Genomic DNA, 17,187 nt, shown 5'->3' with positions numbered 1-17,187 from the left:
TATATGAATTAATAATTTCTTTAGGTACCCTCGTATATTTCACAACTTCGTCTAACAACTCTGGATATAAGAAAAATGACGAATTCTCAGCCATAAAGTTTGATTTAATCAAAACTATTTTTCTGTTGGAATTTGAATAGTAAAGGTTATTCCAGACCAATTCTTTTCTCGCTGGATTAGATCTCAGTTTAAGAAGCTTTTCGATACGGCCATCGGGTATATAAGTGTTCTCGTGCGTTAAGTTTACGATGTCTTTTAGGGGTAGTATTTTACTGTCGACACATTGCGTTTCTGGCGAGTTCTTATAACAATACAAGCCTGAATTACAGTATCGTCGAAGTTCCCAAACAGCCCTATCCAGTATTGTTAGTTCGGCTTGTTCTGCATGCCATGAAACTTCTAAATAACGAAATCTGGCCCCATTTCCCAAGCGTTTAATAAAATCTAAAGTCTGCTCTGATAAATTAATATCTACTTTATTTTTAAGCAACTCCAGAGCTTTTAAAACCTCATGACCAACATCATCAAATTGTTTCTTTTTTATATGAACTCTTTCTGTGCGAGTTAAAATTAGTATGCATTTAGCATATTTTTCCAGAGCATGTAACGATGACCAAAGAAATTGAGGATACAATTCAGCTCTATATGCCATACGTGCATGTATATAATCGCGATCCGCATTGTCTCTAAAAGACCTTTGCGCAAATGAATTTATCTTTCTCATCAAATCATTACTTTCCACACCGCCCCCTCTGAAAATTGCTAACGCCCGGCTAAGGGGTTGACAACGCACCGCCGAACTCAAAAAACACACCTTAAACACTGAACTTCAATTTTAAACTAAAGTCGCCACGCGTTGGCAATCCCTCTTGAGCCGTTTGTTATGCAAATTCAATGAGATAAACTGACTTTACACGGCTAAAAGCCACAATTGCAATGGTTGAGTGATTCAAGAACCAACCGAAGCCAGAGCCATGACAAATAAGCCGCCAAAACAAAGCCCACCTTTCAGCAACCAACCAAGCTTTTTAATGAGACAAACTCAACAAGCGAAACATTCAGCAAGTGCGCAATGCTCGATAAACTTGCCCTTTCCACACTTTGCGCACGCTGAATTGACAGCAAACCAGCACAAAAACTCATTGAGGCAAACAAAGAACCTTACCTGTTTTACGGTTTGAGTTAACCAAGAATTTGAGGATAAAAAAGCTCATTTGCCGACAACACAAAACGAATGGCCGGAGAAATCTAAAAAAGATTGAACCCCTAAATTTACCTGAGTTGCATAACGCCCGCTTAAGGGGCAGACAACGCTACTACCAAGCTTCCGCATAACACTGGAATCACAAAAACCAACGCATGATAAAAATGCCGCGCGTTGGCTGTCCCTCTTGAAGCGTTTGTTAGGTGTTTTGTTGCTTACTTTTTTGAAGCTTCCCAATATATCTATGGGCTATGTAAGATAATAATATTGCCAGAGCAAGATACAGGCCTCGGTGCAACGGTTGTTGCAGGCTCGAAAACAACATGTCTATCGAAAATAGAGGCACCAATACACAAGCCACCATCAAGACAACATTGCCTGTCGTTGTGCTAGATTCACCACCGCAATTTAGACAGACATGGTTTTTCCAACGACTAATTTTCCATGCTTTAAAGTAGCTAACTCTCACACCGCAATATGGACACTTCATATTCTCTCCTTGAATTGACACTCCATCAATTGACACCTAACGCCCGGCTAAGGGGTTGACAACGCATTGCCGAACTCAAAAAACACACCGTAATCACTGAACTGCAATTTTGCACTAAAGTCGCCACGCGTTGGCAATCCCTCTTGAGCCGTTTGTTAGCCGACATCTACACGATAGAGTGCATTAGCTGGCTTTTCTACGAAATACGACCAAACATGCTTATACACTTCGTGTTGGTTTGGAAATGGAGCCAATCCAAGAGCTTCGTCTAAACTGCACCACTTATATTCTGTATGTTCTTCATTTAAAACCACCCCTTGCTCTGGTGGGCACATCACTACGAAAACAGGTATGAGCTGAATAACATTAACACTGGCTTCGTAGAATTGTTCTAGAAACTGAGCATTATATAGGGCTGAAGCCTCAATTTGTGTTTCTTCTCTGAACTCTCGAGTGATGGCGTCAATGCCTGTTTCGCCTTGTTCAATTGAACCTGCAACATGACACCAGAAGCCACCTTTTACTCGCTTCATAAGTAGAAGCTTCATTTCACCATCAATTTCCGAGACTGCCACCCCTGAAACAACAGATGAATTTAATGGAATCATATTTACCTCTGAATTTGAAATTTCCGCTTGTCGGCTAACGCCCGGTTAAGGGGCAACCAACGCTACACCAAGCTTCCGCATAACACAGTAACCACAAAAACCAACGCATAGTAAAAATGCCACGCGTTGGTTGTCCCTCTTGAACCGTTTGTTATGTGCGTACTCTTTGAGTTAGCAGAGTCTCCAAGGACCAGACTCTACCACCTGAACAACTACACCTTCTTGCTCAAGCTGTCGTAGCAAGGCTACTAGCCAATATTGCTGGTTCGATGGGCTTGCTTTACGCTGCTCTCCCCAGCCAAGACCACAACGTCTGCCTGCTTCATTCCAAGGCTGTTTGGGGAGCAGTCAGGATGACTTTGCATAAACTCAACAACTAAACCTTTGGCGTGATTTCGTAACAACTCACCTTTTGACTCAAAACTATCCATACTGAACACCTTTCCACTTTGACGTAACTTAATCATTGTGAATTTCCTAATTTCTAGGCAAAAGCACATAACGCCCGGCTAAGGGGTTGACAACGCACCGCCGAACTTAAAAAACACACTGTAAACACTGAACTGCAATTTTGCACTAAAACCGCCAAGCGTTGGCAATCCCTCTTGAGCCGTTTGTTATGCAAATTCAATGAGATAAACTGACTTTACACGACCAAAAGCCACGATTGCAATGGTTGAGTGATTCAAGAATCAACCCAAGTAAGAACTGCGATAAATAAGCTGCCAAAACAAAGTCCACCTTTCAGCAACAAACCAAGCTTTTGAATGAGACAAACTCAACAAGCAAGACTTTCAGCAAGTACAAAATGCTCGATAAACTTGCCCTTTCCACACTTTGCGCACGCTGAATTGACAACAAAACAGCACCAAAACTCATTGAGGCAAACAAAGAACCTTGCCTGTTTTACGGTTTAAGTTAACCACGAATTTTAGGGTAAAAATGCTCATTTGCCGACAACACAAAACAAATAGCTGGAGAAATCTAAAACGATTGAACCCCTAAACTTCCCTGAGTTGCATAACGCCCGGCTAAGGGGTTGACAACGCACCGCCGAACTTAAAAAACCACTGTAAACACTGAGCTTCAATTTTGCACTAAAGTCGCCAAGCGTTGGCAATCCCTCTTGAGCCGTTTGTTATGCAAATTCAATGAGATAAACTGAATTTACACGACCAAAAGCCACAATTGCAATGGTTGAGTGATTCAAGAACCAACCCAAGCCAGAACTGTGATAAATAAGCCGCCAAAACAAAGTCCACCTTTCAGCAACAAACCAAGCTTTTGAATGAGACAAACTCAACAAGCAAGACTTTCAGCAAATGCGAAATACTCGATAAACTTGCCCTTTCCACACTTTGCGCCCGCTAAACTGACAACGCGCCAACACTAAAACCAATTGNACTTAACCATGATAGGCTACATATCTAACCCTGATTGCCATAATGATCCACGGCGAAACTAAACATGACTTTAATCAAAAAGAACGTGCTGGTGATTAAGAACCAAGTGGGTAACGGTAAAAACATAAGTAATAACAAACCACTACACATTAGATTTGCAGAAATGAACAGTTGGATACGATTGTCCTTTAAAGCATTTACCACTAAGGCAGATATTATTGTGTAGGCCCAGATTAGAAACGCATACTCTAAGGGTGCAGAAAGAAGCCACGCTATCGCTAAGATATGAATATGTATAGCAATAAAAAGAAAGCGTCCCTTGCTCCTTTCTGCGTAAAACTTATTTGTGCCTCGGCTAAAATTTGCAATACATCCAGCCAACACATCAGCAATTAGAATGAAACCTAACGCTGTCAACCAACCATTTTCATGGGCTATAGGACGATAAAACTGAAAATAAATTAGAAAACTACCAAATAAGGCAAATATTGCCGTACAAGTAATTTCAATTAAAGATTGCTTTTCACCAAAGACCTCATGAAGATACTTGGGAATTTCAATATATTTCATCCTTTGTCCTTAAAAAGTTCACCGATCAGCTTGTGGAATATAACGCCCAATTAAGGTGTGAGTAACGCAATGCAAAAGCTAAAGTACAGTGCCTTAATCACATAAGCCACCGCAAAGTAAAAATGCCACGCGTTACGAATCACTCTTAAGCAACTTGTTAGCTGTGTTTTCATTGCTTGCATCTGTTGCGTGATGAGACTTATTTGCTTCTGTAGGAACGTTGTATTTAACAAGCAGAAAATCCTCAGCTTTTCTCACACAAATACTTTTATCTTTTGAGGAAGTAGCAAACAACTTATCCCCCATAACACTAATGAACCGAAATTTGTTACCTTCACTTGAAGAGCAATAACCGTCTGCAACGACGTACTGTCCAACAGCATTATGGTCGGAGACTAAAGAGCCGTTTGTATGTCCTTTATTGAACAAATAAGTAGGTAGGAAACAAATAACACTGATAACAAACACTCGAGACTTAACTGGGATAGACAACAAAAACTTATTGCTAAAGACCAAATATAAGAAAAGGCATATTGAAACTAGAGGGTAGACGCCCAAAAGGCGAAAATAACCCTCATTAGCAACAATTAGAAAGATAGCATTTCCTAGTCCGAGCAAAAAACACAAAGCGCAGTAAATTTTCAAAAAATACGCATACCCTTTAGAAACACCACCTTCGGCGACAAACATGTCGTGCTCGCCTTTAGACATTGAGTTAAACCCGTCCATAGCGGAATAAAATGCTAAAATAGCTAAGGCTGGTAAAGCTGGATATACAGAAGCTTTAATTACATCCGTAAGTGCTATATAGGACAAAATATTCACTTCAAAGTTGAGCCAAAACCCCCAGAGATAGGACACTCCGGAGAACAAAGCTAACCCATAAACCACCAAACTTAGATCTAGCTTACTATTCATAATTTTTCTCGTAACAGCTAACGCCCGCTTAAGGGGCAGCCAACGCTACTACCAACCTACCGCATAACAACGTAATCACAAAAACCAACGCACAGTAAAAATGCCACGCGTTGGCTGTCCCTCTTGAAGCGTTTGTTATGCGTGCGATTGTGCTTTATGTGAGTATTTATCGTAAAGTTCTAGTTTTTTGGCTTCTAAAAACTTTAGAACCTGCAACTTAATAATTGACTTATTTTCACTAGCTAGTTTATGTTGAATATTCAAACCATCGACCTCCATCATCAACTCACTATTCGCGTCCATTCCTTGGAAATAAAGGTTCAACACACAAGTACCCTGATGATCTGAGTCATTTAGCTCATGGCTAGAACTTATACTGTACAATTTCAGGTGCTTCTTTAGCTCTGGCTTTATCAGATAAATACTAGAATCTAGCTTTTCACCTTTAAACATCAAGTCTTTGACTTTTTTTTCAAACCACTCAATTTCTTGAGGCTTTGTTCCTTTAACGTGCTCATCGGGAGCAAAATAAATTTTCTTAATATCTTTATAATACAAATACATCTCTTTTGACTTAGCTAGCTCAATGAGAAAATCAACTCGATTTTCATTGGTAAAATCACCAAATAGAATCTTTTTCATTGGCTCTTCAGAAACATACCCATTACTTTTTAAATGATTATGCACTCTAGATGAAACCTTGTTAATTACACTAAGACTTTCTTTAGATGAGTGTTTAATTGTGATATTCAAATCAACGTTATTGTTATCATCAAGTTTTAATTCAATAGAACAATTGTGATAACTAGTGTCATCACCAAAGTTTTTAGTTTTATCTGTTCGCTTTATAACAATGTCTGCAACTAAATGATTGTGATCTTTTCCATCTCCGGCTAGCGAAAAGCATGGATCATTATCCACAGTAGAAATTCCAAATGGATCTTCGATTAAACCTGAGAAGTCGAAATCATGAGGTATTGCGTTAACTAAAGTTTCATCGCTATTCCAGACTAGTTTCCTAGTTTGGACTTTAGGATTTTCTTCTTTTGTCTGAATTGACTCTTTTAAGCTTTCAAATTCATCGGGAGATATACCAGTTTTAACTAACAAAGGACCAAGAATTTTTTTGTCATTAGATGACGAAAAAATACCTCTCTTTTTCAAAATATCTCTGATATCACTTGGCTTTATCATAGAATTACCAATAAACTGCCTTAAGTAATCGCCAGTAGGAATAAAGAAATCAGACATTTGCCAAACTCCTAAAGTTAGGTTTAAAGTTTCCAAGTGATACATTTAACTCTGTTTCATTGGCAGATAATACTTTACGTTTTATTGAATCATGGTCATCAGGAAAATAATCACCAGTAACAATCTCCACATCGCTGACGCTGTCGTTAGTATTCTGGCGACAATATGTTATAAGCTTGGCAAGGTTATTTTCAGAAAAGTCATCGATAGATGCGACTAGAAATTTACAAGTTTCATGACCACCAATATTCTTTTTTAACAAAAATGGAATAAATGGGCTATTCAAGAACTCTACTTGCATTTTCTTATTATGTTGCATAATCGTATTATCTGTTATATTCATGCCAGTGAGTGGTTGAAAAAAGTACCATTCCCAATCTGAATGCTTACTTTCAATGTATGATAGCACATTGAGAACAAAGGATACTCTACGGTTATCCACTACATATAATTCACTTATGTCATATTCACTCATAAACTTACTACTTTGAAGCTTTGAGACAAAGTCAAAATCTTCATGGTCGTAACTAGATATATAAAACAATACGGGAATATCATTAATTCTCTTGCAACCTTTATGAGTCATATTTGACTCTCTTCGCTCAGCAGAGCGTAAAAAACACTCTCTTGTATGTACCAAATCTCGAATGTACCCTTTAAATTTGTCAGTAGCTGACGCGGGATACTTGCTATCTTTGGAATGTTTAACAGAAATAATAAGATTATTCAGCGTTTCTGACTCCAGTGAAGACTTGTAAGAAACTTGAAAATCAATCCCATGCTGTGTTTTTTCACCTTTTTTAGAAGTTGAAAGAGCATGCTTCTGAGGCTTTATACAAGGATAATAAACTCCTTTTTGAGGTAACCCCCAACCAATTTTATTAAAGAAATTTTCAGCAATACTTTCACCGACTTCACCAATAGTCTTAGAACGTTCTCCAGCCACAATCTACCCCTTAAATACAACATTTCCGTACAATTATAAATATAGTTGCATAATATAGCCACGTTAATATGCATTGGACTTGATAAGCACGCATAACGCCCGGCTAAGGGGTTGACAACGCACCGCCGAACTTAAAAAACACACCTTAAACACTGAACTTCAATTTTGCACTAAAGCCGCCACGCGTTGGCAATCCCTCTTGAGCCGCTTGTTAGCTGCTACACTTTAGCCGGAGATTTACTACCCAACGGCCTAATTTAAAACACATTATTGCTTTCATGCGACAAAGTAAAACGGACAACTGAGAAACTAAAACCTAACCCACGAAACGCACTTGGCAAAGAAGAAATAGCAGGAAAACTGACGAGCTTCTAGAGTTTAAATTTACAAAGAATTATGTCGAAGAAGCCAACAACCAAGTGCGCAAAACCCATTTAAGCGCGAAAGAGCCTCAAAACCAAAGAAGCCACACCAAAGAAATAAACAAACACATCACTTCCCGTAAGAAGACTTCGGTTAGTTCAAACACTTCACAAACAGTGCCACTGGCGAGATACGCGGAAAAGTGCTGACTTTCAGGTGTAAAGCTAGAGCCTCAGACTAAGAAAAATAAACACGTAATTTGATGATTTTTCTTAACCTCAGCTAACGCCCGGTTAAGGGGCAGCCAACGCCATTACCAAGCTTCCGCATAACACCGTAACCACAAAAACCAACGCATAATAAAAATGCCGCGCGTTGGCTGTCCCTCTTGAACCGTTTGTTATGTTTAAGCTTCAATAACTTACGTTTTACCAAAACCAAGATTAACTCAGCGTTGACTCACAAACAAAAGCCAAGACCTAAAAAACTGAAATGACTCATAGATTTGAAAAACAGACTTCGAATTTCGGCAATTCAAGCACAAAAACCTGTGTTCAAAATACTGATTGAGCCAGCCGAACCAACCTCGCGCTTACTCGAAAATAGACTGAGGCAATTCTCTGAATTTCCAGCGCCAAAGAATAAATGTCCAGAAAACAGCGCCAAACGAAGCCAACTTGCCGAAAAACTAGAAACTAACAAGCCGATGGTACAAAGAAAAATCATAAACCACTGAATTTACGTGATTAAACATAACGCCAGGCTAAGGGGTTGACAACGCACCGCCGAACTCAAAAAACACACTGTAAACACTCAACTTCAATTTTGCACTAAAGTCGCCACGCGTTGACAATCCCTCTTGAGCCGTTTGTTATATGTTTGGATGAAGAACCTAGCTAGATCTTGAATGCAATGCATTGAATTACATAGTTATCAACACATTGCATGCGGACGGTATAAAATGCAGCTTATTTATAAAAAGCTTCAACTTCACCTTTTAACTTAATCAGCATCGGCTGGCCAAAACGATCTTTAGCTTTCGGTGAAGGAATTTTCACCCACCCTTCACTAATGCAGTATTCTTCAACATCAGTACGTTCTTTGCCATTTAGACGAATGCCAATGTGGTGTTCAAAGCACTCCGCTACATAGTGTGGGCTGCGAGGATTACCCGCAAGGTGATCCGGCAAAGCGGGTTTAGCTGTAGTGTCGTTCATATTCATAACCTAAAATATGTAAAAAAGTGCGCTATTGTAGACAATACAAGCCGACCGCTCAACAAAGTAAAGATGCTATTTCATATGCGGTATAGAGCGCAGAACTAGATGACATATAACGCCCGGCTAAGGGGTTGACAACGCACCGCCAGACTAAAAAAAACACCTTAAACACTGAACTTCAATTTTGCACTAAAGTCGCCAAGCGTTGGCAATCCCTCTTGAGCCGTTTGTTAGGCCAACCAATTGACACCGACACTTTCACAACCAAAGAACGAGCTTTTTTGTAAACTTGAAACAAACTAACCGATTCATTTATAAACCAAAATGCTGAATCAGCAAAGAAACAAAAAACTCAAATTGAGCGATTTGGAAGAAAAGTGACGAGCGTAGCATACTCAGCGGACGTTTGGATGCTGAAGGTTATTTTGCCGCTAAACTCACAACGAAAAACAACTCAACGCGATCAAGAAACAACAAATATGTGATGATTATTTATTGCTTAAGTCCAGCCATGAGAACATGGAATTTACCGTTCAATTCAAACTCGATTATCGCTGATAAAAACTCACTTTGCCTAACGCCCGCCTAAGGGGCTGGCAACGCATTAACACTAAACTCAAACACAACAACCGAAACCACCGCGGCTCAATGGGACTGGAAACGCCACGCGTTGACAGTCCCTCTTGAGGCGTTTGTTATGTACGTGGTTGAGATTATCCCCAGAAACAGCCATAAGCATCGTCTTGTAATATCTCAAAGAAAACCTCTAGAAATTTCACTTCAGGGATCGGTTCGTATGCATGCCATTTTAAATCTGATTTCATCCAGTAAATTTTCCATTCGTTCCGCGATTTGTAGTATTTGACTCTCGCTACTGGATGCTCAAGTTTTTCTGATGGGTCATCCCATCTGGGACGAATTTCGAAAATTTCGATTGCCTGCCCATCTAGACGATAGCCAATATCAAGTTGATCTCGAATTTCTACTGGTGGTCGGCAATTTTCGAGATACTTTTCCACTACCTTTTCGTAACGCTTTTGTTCAATTTCTGAGAATGCCATATCTATTACCCCAAGAATTCAAATCCGAAGTTTACGACCAGCTCCATCTGCTGACTAGGATATTTTCAGAAAAAGTACATAACGCCGCGTTAAGGGGTGAGTGCCGCATAAACAAACTTTCCGCAGACCACTTTCACCACCAAAACCAACCGCATACCAAAAATGCCACGCGGCACGAATCCCTCTTTAACGCTTTGTTAGCTATCTAGTTCAGATTCTGCACGCTTCAGGTTGCTTAATAGCTTTGAATTCAACGAGTGAGCTTTTGCTTTATCACTTAATAGTTGTACTGTTTTGTCTACAATTTCAGCTTTGTTGAGCGACTTTTCAGAATTCATGGATTGTGAGAAATGCTCATAGGCATACCTATGAGCAATATTATTTCTAATATCTGCTATCTGTTTGATGTCTCGCTTGAGTTCATCACCAAAGAGAGAGCAGTAAAGAGTGCCTAATGCATTAAGCCCTTTTCTCTGTATGTCTGTCTCTTTGAAAGTAAAGTCAAGCACGCCCTTAGTTCGTTGTTGAATTATACTGTAGCCCAGCAATATACAGTCAATAAGAATTACTTCTGTCATTTGAAGCTCTTGAAGAACTGAGAATAACGATGACTTTAGCTGATCATTGAGCTCATAAGAAGAAAGATAATAGTTCTCATCTCGCTCCAAATTTAGGTTTTCAACCATATTTGAGTACTGACGCATAGCAGAACGATAATTTGAAACTGTTTTTTTAGTAACAACATTCAACTGAGTCAACTTTCTAACAATATCAATCTCTTGAGACTTATTTGCTAAAGACGCAGGATTAACTTCAATATTTAGATACGACTCAACTGATTTTAAATATGACACATAGCTATCAACTGAAGAAGCAACGGTATCTTTAGCGCCGACACCTAAGCGCTCAATATAAAGCCTATAATCTTGCTCATATTCCATAAATTTACTCCAGATAGCTAACGCCCGGCTAAGGGGTTGACAACGCATAGCCGAACTCAAAAAACACACTGTAAACACTGAACTTCAATTTTGCACTAAAACCGCCAAGCGTTGGCAATCCCTCTTGAGCCGTTTGTTATGCAAATTCAATAAGATAAACTGACTTTACTCGATCAAAAACCACGATTGCAATGGTTGAGTGATTCAAGAACCAACCCAAGCCAGAGCCATGATAAATAAGCCGCCAAAACAAAGCTCACCTTTCAACAACAAACCAAGCTTTTGAATCAGGAAAACTCAACGAGCGAAAACTTCAGCAAGTACAAAATACTCGATAAACTTGCCCTTTCCACACTTTGCGCGCGCTGAATTGCCAACAAACCAGCACAAAAACTCATTGAGGCAAACAAAGAACTTTGCCTGTTTTACGGCTTGAGTGAACCACGAATCTGAGGGTAAAAGTGCTCATTTGCCGACAACACAAAACGAATGGCCGGAGAAACCTAAAAAGATTGAACTCCTAAATTTACCTGAGTTGCATAACGCCCGCCTAAGGGGCTGGCAACGCATTACCGCTAAACTCAAAAACAACAACTGCAACCACCGCGGCTCAATGGGACTGGAAACGCCACGCGTTGACAGTCCCTCTTGAGGCGTTTGTTAGCTGAATTTCTCCATGACAAAGTTGCACAGCTTTTGACCGCGGACTTCTATGGTTTGCTCTTGTGCAACCTTGAACCCAAATCTCTCATAAAACGGACGAGCTGTAATACTCACCTCAGAGTAAAACCTAGTAATTCCTTGTGACTTACCCATTCTGAGTACATGTTCCATTAACTGTCGTCCGACGCCTCGGCCTTGATGTTCATGGTGACAAAAGAAATGATCAATTAATCCATTTTCTTGAAGATCACTATAACCAACAATTTTTCCATCAATTTCAGCAACAAAAGGTGACAGCGAGTTCATTTTTCGTTGCCAAATCTCTGAAGAAAAATCATCTGGAGCCCATGCTTCAACTTGGGCTTGCGAATAATCACGTAAGTTCACATTACGAACCGTATGATAAAAAATAGCCCATAAATCATGCGCATCTGATTCTTGATACTTTCTAATTTCGATCATGCTGATATTTACCACCATTCAGCTAACGCCCGGTTAAGGGGCAGCCAACGCCATTACCAAGCTTCCGCATAACACCGTAACCACAAAAACTAACGCATGGTAAAAATGCCGCGCGTTGGCTGTCCCTCTTGAACCGTTTGTTATGCTTAAGCTTCAATGACTTACGTTGTACCAAAACCAAGATTAACTCAGCTTTGATTCACAAACAAAACCCAAAAACCAAAAAACTGAAATGACTCATGATTTTGAAAATCAGACTTTGAACTTTGACCGCTAGTTCTAAACAAACCTAAGATCAGATTGCTTATTGAGCCAACCGCCTCAACCTCGCGCTTGCCCGAAAATTGATTGAGGCAATTCGCTGAATTTCCAGCGCCAAAGAATAAGTGTCCAGAAAACAGCGCCCGCTGAAGCCAACTTGCCGACAAACACAAAACCAATCAGCCGAGGGAGCAAAGAAAAGATACAACCAACTGATTTTGCGTGATTAAACATAACGCCCAATTAAGTGGTGAACAACGCACTGACCAAGCCGCTGCATAACACCGTAAACACTTTACCTGACGCATAGTAAAACTGCCACGCGTTGAGAATCCACTTGAATTGTTTGTTATGTGAATTTCACTATGCATTCAAAGTAAACCACCGTAGAAACGAAGGAATTTGAATAAGTTACGTGCAAAAACGATGCTTACCACAACCTAAATTTCACAGCGATCTGAGCCAAAGAGAGCCACTTGCGAATCAACAACAAAGAAAGCGCCCTTTCAGCCATAATAAAACCTTTTGCTTCATCAGACTTTCAGAGCTGAACTTCAGCAAGAGAGTCAGTCAAAAAGACATTTCAATTAAAACGATTTGAAACCACCGAAACTCAACACAAACCAGAGCCAAAACTAAATTGAGGCAACCCAAGAACCTTCAAAACGATCAATCTCAGGTTGTTCAAGAATCCATTTCGACCAAGCCAACTTGCCGAAAACACGGAACAAATTCTCAATGAAATCGTAGTTTTGACCTTAAAAACTCATCAAACACATAACGCCCGGCTAAGGGGTTGACAACGCATAACTGAACTCAAAAAGCACACCGTAAACACTGAACTTCAATTTTGTACTAAAGCCGCCACGCGTTGACAATCCCTCTTGAGCCGTTTGTTAGGCCAACCAATTGACACCGAGACTTTCAAAACCAAAGAACGAGCTTTTTTGTAAACTTAAAACAAACTAACCCATTCATTTATAAACCAAAATGCTAAATCAGCAAAGAAACAAAAAAACTCAAATTGAGCGATTTGGAAGAAAAGTGACGAGCGTAGCATGCTCGGCGGACGTTTGGATGCTGAAGGTTATTTTGCCGCTAAATTCACAACGACAAACAACCCAACGCGATCAAGAAACAACAAATATGTGATGATTATTTATTGCTTAAATTAAGCCACAAAACATGGAATTTACCGTTCAATTCAAACTCGATTTAGCTGATAAAAACTCACCTTGCCTAACGCCCGGTTAAGGGGCTGACAACGCAAAACACTGAACTCAAAATAACAACCGTAATCACAAAGGCCGATTTGAACAAAAACCGCCACGCGTTGGCAGTCCCTCTTTAACCGTTTGTTATGCAAATTCAATAAGATAAACTGACTTTACACGACCAAAAGCCACAATTGCAATGGTTGAGTGATTCAAGAATCAACCCAAGCCAGAGCCATGACAAATAAGCCGCCAAAACAAAGCCCACCTTTAAACAACAAACCAAGCTTTTGAATGAAACAAACTCACCGAGCAAGACTTTCAACAAGTACAAAATGTTCGATAAACTTGCCCTTTCCACACTTTGCGCCCACAAAATTAGCAACGCGCCAACGTTAAAACTGATTGAGGTAAACAAAGAACCTTGTCTGTTTTACGGCTTGAGTGAACCACGAATTTTAAGATCAAAAAGCTCATTTGCCGACAACACAAAACGAATGGCCGGAGAAATCTAAAAAGATTGAACCCCTAAATTTCCCTGAGTTGCATAACGCCGCATTAAGGTGTGAGCGGCGCTTAGCTATACTTGAGCGAAGCGAAACTGCCAAGCGTTGCGAATCACTCTTAAATGCTTTGTTATAACGATAATTTCATGCTATTTCGGTTTAAACTCATCCACCAAACGATCTAGTTCACATTCAGCTAAATGAAGCATATGACCAAGTGAAACCATACGTGCATCAGCCGAACCGGGCTTTGCGTTTGTATGATTGCCTACACGTGACTTTTCGTAAAGTACATGAGAAAGGTTTCGCCAAGCCGAACTTAATTGCGAATATAGTTGAACTTCTACCACCAAGCCTGACTTGAAACGAACTAAGCTATGATAGGCAAAATAACCACTTGCTGCCTTAGCCTCTTTGTCAACTTCAACACTTACAATTTCGGAAAAATGCTGATTTCTTGCATCTTCGGGTATGAAGCTCATCCATGCCTCAAGTCGTTCAGAGTACATTTTAGCCTGTTGCAGAGTAGGACAAACTACTGAAGTTCTAACTAAATCATTGATTTCTTGCTGAAGGTTGGTCAAGCCAACATAGTTAGAATTTCTCGTTGAATTCTTTCGCCAAAGCTTTTCTATGATTGAATCTTCGGACTTATAGAGAACATCACTATTTTGAGAAATCTGCCCTAAAGGCAAAAAAAACTCACCGGTAAGCAAGCCTCCTGACTGTAGTTTGCACTCTGGTTCCGTGATAGCTTTAATTTGACTTAATAGCTGACCAAGGCTGTTTAAGTCTGTAGAAGAGTTGTCTTTCAATTCTTGTCGAAAGGAAACAACCTCCGCTTCTAGTTCACAGTCATTATCAACTTGCTCTTTATGCCAATCTAAATATGTATTTTTGTTATAAGTCGAAAAAACATTAGTAGGCATAGCTTCCTCCTTGAACCAACCCATAATCTTGAGCAAGTTTTTGAGCCATGCTTTTCACTTCGACACTACAGTAACTTTGCATAAATGCTTGATAGATAAAATATGCGTGATTTACATATTCACCATAGCCTGTTTGCGTACTGTAGAACATAGTTAAACCAGTGGTTACCATAACCTCCTGACCAATAGCTTTTCCACCACAGTAGTGTTCAAACCAAAATTGCTCATTAGTTAATCGGCTTGCTAGTTCTACTGGGTTTGTAAAGCCAACCTCATTGAGCAATTGTTCCCAACGTTCGCGTGCTGTTCTATAAAAATAGAGAACATTCCCGTTCCCATTTATTAACATCTCATTTGTAAAATACATTACTTTCCTTATCGTTATAACGCCCGGCTAAGGGGTTGACAACGCATAGCCGAACTAAAAAAACACACCGTAAACACTGAACTTCAATTTTGTACTAAAGCCGCCACGCGTTGACAATCCCTCTTGAGCCGTTTGTTAGCTGCTGCACTTTAGCCGGAGATTTGCTACCCAACGGCCTAATTTAAAACACATTATTGTTTTCAAGCGACAAAGTAAAACGGACAACTGAGAAACTAAAACCTAATCCACGAAACGCACTTGGCAAAGAAGAAATAACAGGAAAACCTGACGAGCTTCTAGAGCTTAAATTTACAAAGAATTATGTCGAAGAAGCCAACAACCAAGTGCGCGAAATCCATTTAAGCGAGAAAGAGTTTCAAAACCAAAGAAGCCACACCAAAGAAATAAACAAACACACCACTTCCCGTAAGAAGACTTCGGTTAGTTCAAGCACTTCACGAACAGTGCCACTGGCGAGATACATGGAAAAGTGCTGACTTTCAGGTGTAAAGCTAGAGCCTCAGACTAAGAAAAATAAACGCTTAATTTTATGGTTTTTCTTAACCTCAGCTAACGCCCAATTAAGGGGTGAGCAACGCTACCAACCAAACCTAAAGCATTGTGCCATAAACACTAAATTTGAAGTAAAACCAAAAATGCCAAGCGTTGGGAATCCCTCTTAAATTGTTTGTTATAACAACGACTTCCTCGATGTTGAAACTTACACCGAACCCTGCTCGAAAGCTAAAATGTTCTCAAATGCTATTTTGAAATACAGTTCATAGCTATTTTGCTCTACATACCCCAAATGAGGCGTTGCCATAACGTTGGGCAACGAAAGTAAAGGCTCGCTATCGAGTGGTGCTGGTTCAACATCAAAGACATCTAGAGCAGCACGCTTAGTTGGCACAGAAACAAGCTCATTGTAGAGGGCTGATGACTCAACAAGTTCTGAACGGCTAATGTTTACAAATAAAGAGTCAGATTTCATTAAGCTTAAGTCAGTGGCTTTTACACACGCTCGGGTCACATCATTTAAACGTAGGTGGAGTGAAACGATATCAGAGCTAGTAAAAAACGTTTCTTTTGAAGTAGCAGCTTCAAAACCATGTTCGAGTGCTAGCTTTCTTGACGGCTCACTACCCCAAACAACAACCGACATTTCAAATGCTTTAGCATATTGAGCGATTCGTTGCCCTATTTTCCCGTAACCCCAAATACCAAGTTTTAAACCTTTTAAAGTTCGACCTAAACCCAGAACACCTGAGTCTTGCCATTTATCATTTTTAAGGTTCGCAGAATAAGTAGGAATGTAACGACTAGCAGCCATAATTACCGCCCAGCCTAATTCAGAAGGTGCTATCGGAGAGCCGCGCCCCTCTAGTACTTGAACCCCAAATTTTTCACATAAATTAACATCAATGTGGTTGCTGACCTTGCCAGTTTGGCTAATGACTTTGAGATTAGGTAATCGAGATAGCAAGGACTCTGTTATTACTGTCCGCTCTCGAATTAGAACAAGAACATCTATTTCCTGAAGTTGAGCAACCAACTCCGGTTCAGGGAGTGTTTCATTCAAAACTGACACTTCATGGTGAGATAATAGGTCGAAACAATCTAAAGTTCTGACCACATCCTGATAGTCATCTAACACTGTTATTTTCACTGAACTCTCCTTGTTGTTATAACGCCGCGTTAAGGGGTGCAGGCACGCAATACAAAAGCTACCGCACAATGCCTTAACCACCAAACCCAACGCAAACTGAAAATGCCACGCGTGCCAAATCCCACTTGAACGCTTTGTTATGCT

14 protein-coding genes are annotated in these 17,187 nt (G+C 40.0%); all 14 read right to left on the bottom strand.

The annotated features are described in order from the left end of the window. On the bottom strand, window positions 1–742 hold a 742-nt coding region (locus AACT42_RS00780; RefSeq protein WP_176432241.1), incomplete at its 3' end, for a hypothetical protein. 1,107 nt (window positions 743–1,849) lie between these two features. After that, window positions 1,850–2,302: an NUDIX hydrolase gene (locus AACT42_RS00775; protein WP_094167973.1), complete on the bottom strand. Its 453-nt coding sequence runs from the start codon at window positions 2,300–2,302 to the stop codon at window positions 1,850–1,852. A gap of 248 nt (window positions 2,303–2,550) precedes the next feature. After that, complete coding sequence (locus AACT42_RS00770; protein ID WP_202599544.1) at window positions 2,551–2,769, bottom strand: hypothetical protein; 219 nt, start codon at window positions 2,767–2,769, stop codon at window positions 2,551–2,553. A 960-nt stretch (window positions 2,770–3,729) separates the two neighbouring features. Next, on the bottom strand, window positions 3,730–4,275 hold the full coding sequence (locus AACT42_RS00765; protein ID WP_088733287.1) for a hypothetical protein: 546 nt from the start codon (window positions 4,273–4,275) through the stop codon (window positions 3,730–3,732). 132 nt (window positions 4,276–4,407) lie between these two features. Continuing rightward, the gene (locus AACT42_RS00760; protein WP_094167930.1) at window positions 4,408–5,193 is read right to left on the bottom strand and encodes a hypothetical protein; all 786 of its coding nucleotides are present in this window, start codon (window positions 5,191–5,193) and stop codon (window positions 4,408–4,410) included. Between the two features lie 135 nt (window positions 5,194–5,328). Next, window positions 5,329–6,444: a GapS4b family protein gene (gapS4b, locus tag AACT42_RS00755; RefSeq protein ID WP_094133051.1), complete on the bottom strand. Its 1,116-nt coding sequence runs from the start codon at window positions 6,442–6,444 to the stop codon at window positions 5,329–5,331. Beyond that, a complete protein-coding gene (gene gapS4a, locus AACT42_RS00750) occupies window positions 6,437–7,390 on the bottom strand; it encodes a GapS4a family protein (protein ID WP_094133053.1) in 954 nt (317 codons plus the stop codon). Before gapS4a ends, gapS4b begins: the two co-directional genes overlap by 8 nt. A gap of 1,331 nt (window positions 7,391–8,721) precedes the next feature. After that, the gene (locus tag AACT42_RS00740; RefSeq protein ID WP_026028286.1) at window positions 8,722–8,970 is read right to left on the bottom strand and encodes a DUF3297 family protein; all 249 of its coding nucleotides are present in this window, start codon (window positions 8,968–8,970) and stop codon (window positions 8,722–8,724) included. 716 nt (window positions 8,971–9,686) lie between these two features. Further along, on the bottom strand, window positions 9,687–10,034 hold the full coding sequence (locus AACT42_RS00735; protein WP_033930501.1) for a DUF3024 domain-containing protein: 348 nt from the start codon (window positions 10,032–10,034) through the stop codon (window positions 9,687–9,689). A gap of 197 nt (window positions 10,035–10,231) precedes the next feature. Next, window positions 10,232–10,975 (bottom strand): hypothetical protein, encoded by a 744-nt coding sequence (locus tag AACT42_RS00730; protein ID WP_094182959.1) that lies wholly within the window; start codon window positions 10,973–10,975, stop codon window positions 10,232–10,234. 660 nt (window positions 10,976–11,635) lie between these two features. Next, window positions 11,636–12,100 carry a GNAT family N-acetyltransferase gene (locus AACT42_RS00725; protein ID WP_057573370.1) on the bottom strand — a complete coding sequence of 155 codons (465 nt, stop codon included), beginning with the start codon at window positions 12,098–12,100 and terminating at the stop codon, window positions 11,636–11,638. A gap of 2,130 nt (window positions 12,101–14,230) precedes the next feature. Then, a complete protein-coding gene (locus tag AACT42_RS00720) occupies window positions 14,231–15,010 on the bottom strand; it encodes a hypothetical protein (RefSeq protein WP_176432240.1) in 780 nt (259 codons plus the stop codon). Continuing rightward, on the bottom strand, window positions 15,000–15,377 hold the full coding sequence (locus AACT42_RS00715) for a hypothetical protein (RefSeq protein WP_094182957.1): 378 nt from the start codon (window positions 15,375–15,377) through the stop codon (window positions 15,000–15,002). The genes AACT42_RS00720 and AACT42_RS00715 overlap by 11 nt, the downstream gene beginning before the upstream one ends. A gap of 721 nt (window positions 15,378–16,098) precedes the next feature. After that, the gene (locus tag AACT42_RS00710) at window positions 16,099–17,043 is read right to left on the bottom strand and encodes a D-2-hydroxyacid dehydrogenase family protein (RefSeq protein WP_141192780.1); all 945 of its coding nucleotides are present in this window, start codon (window positions 17,041–17,043) and stop codon (window positions 16,099–16,101) included. Window positions 17,044–17,187: the final 144 nt, after the last annotated feature.

The sequence above is a fragment of the Vibrio sp. V15_P4S5T153 genome (assembly GCF_963874485.1).
Classification (GTDB): domain Bacteria; phylum Pseudomonadota; class Gammaproteobacteria; order Enterobacterales; family Vibrionaceae; genus Vibrio; species Vibrio anguillarum.
The sequence above is the reverse complement of the archived record's forward strand: the minus strand, read 5'-3'. Positions and strand labels throughout refer to the sequence as shown.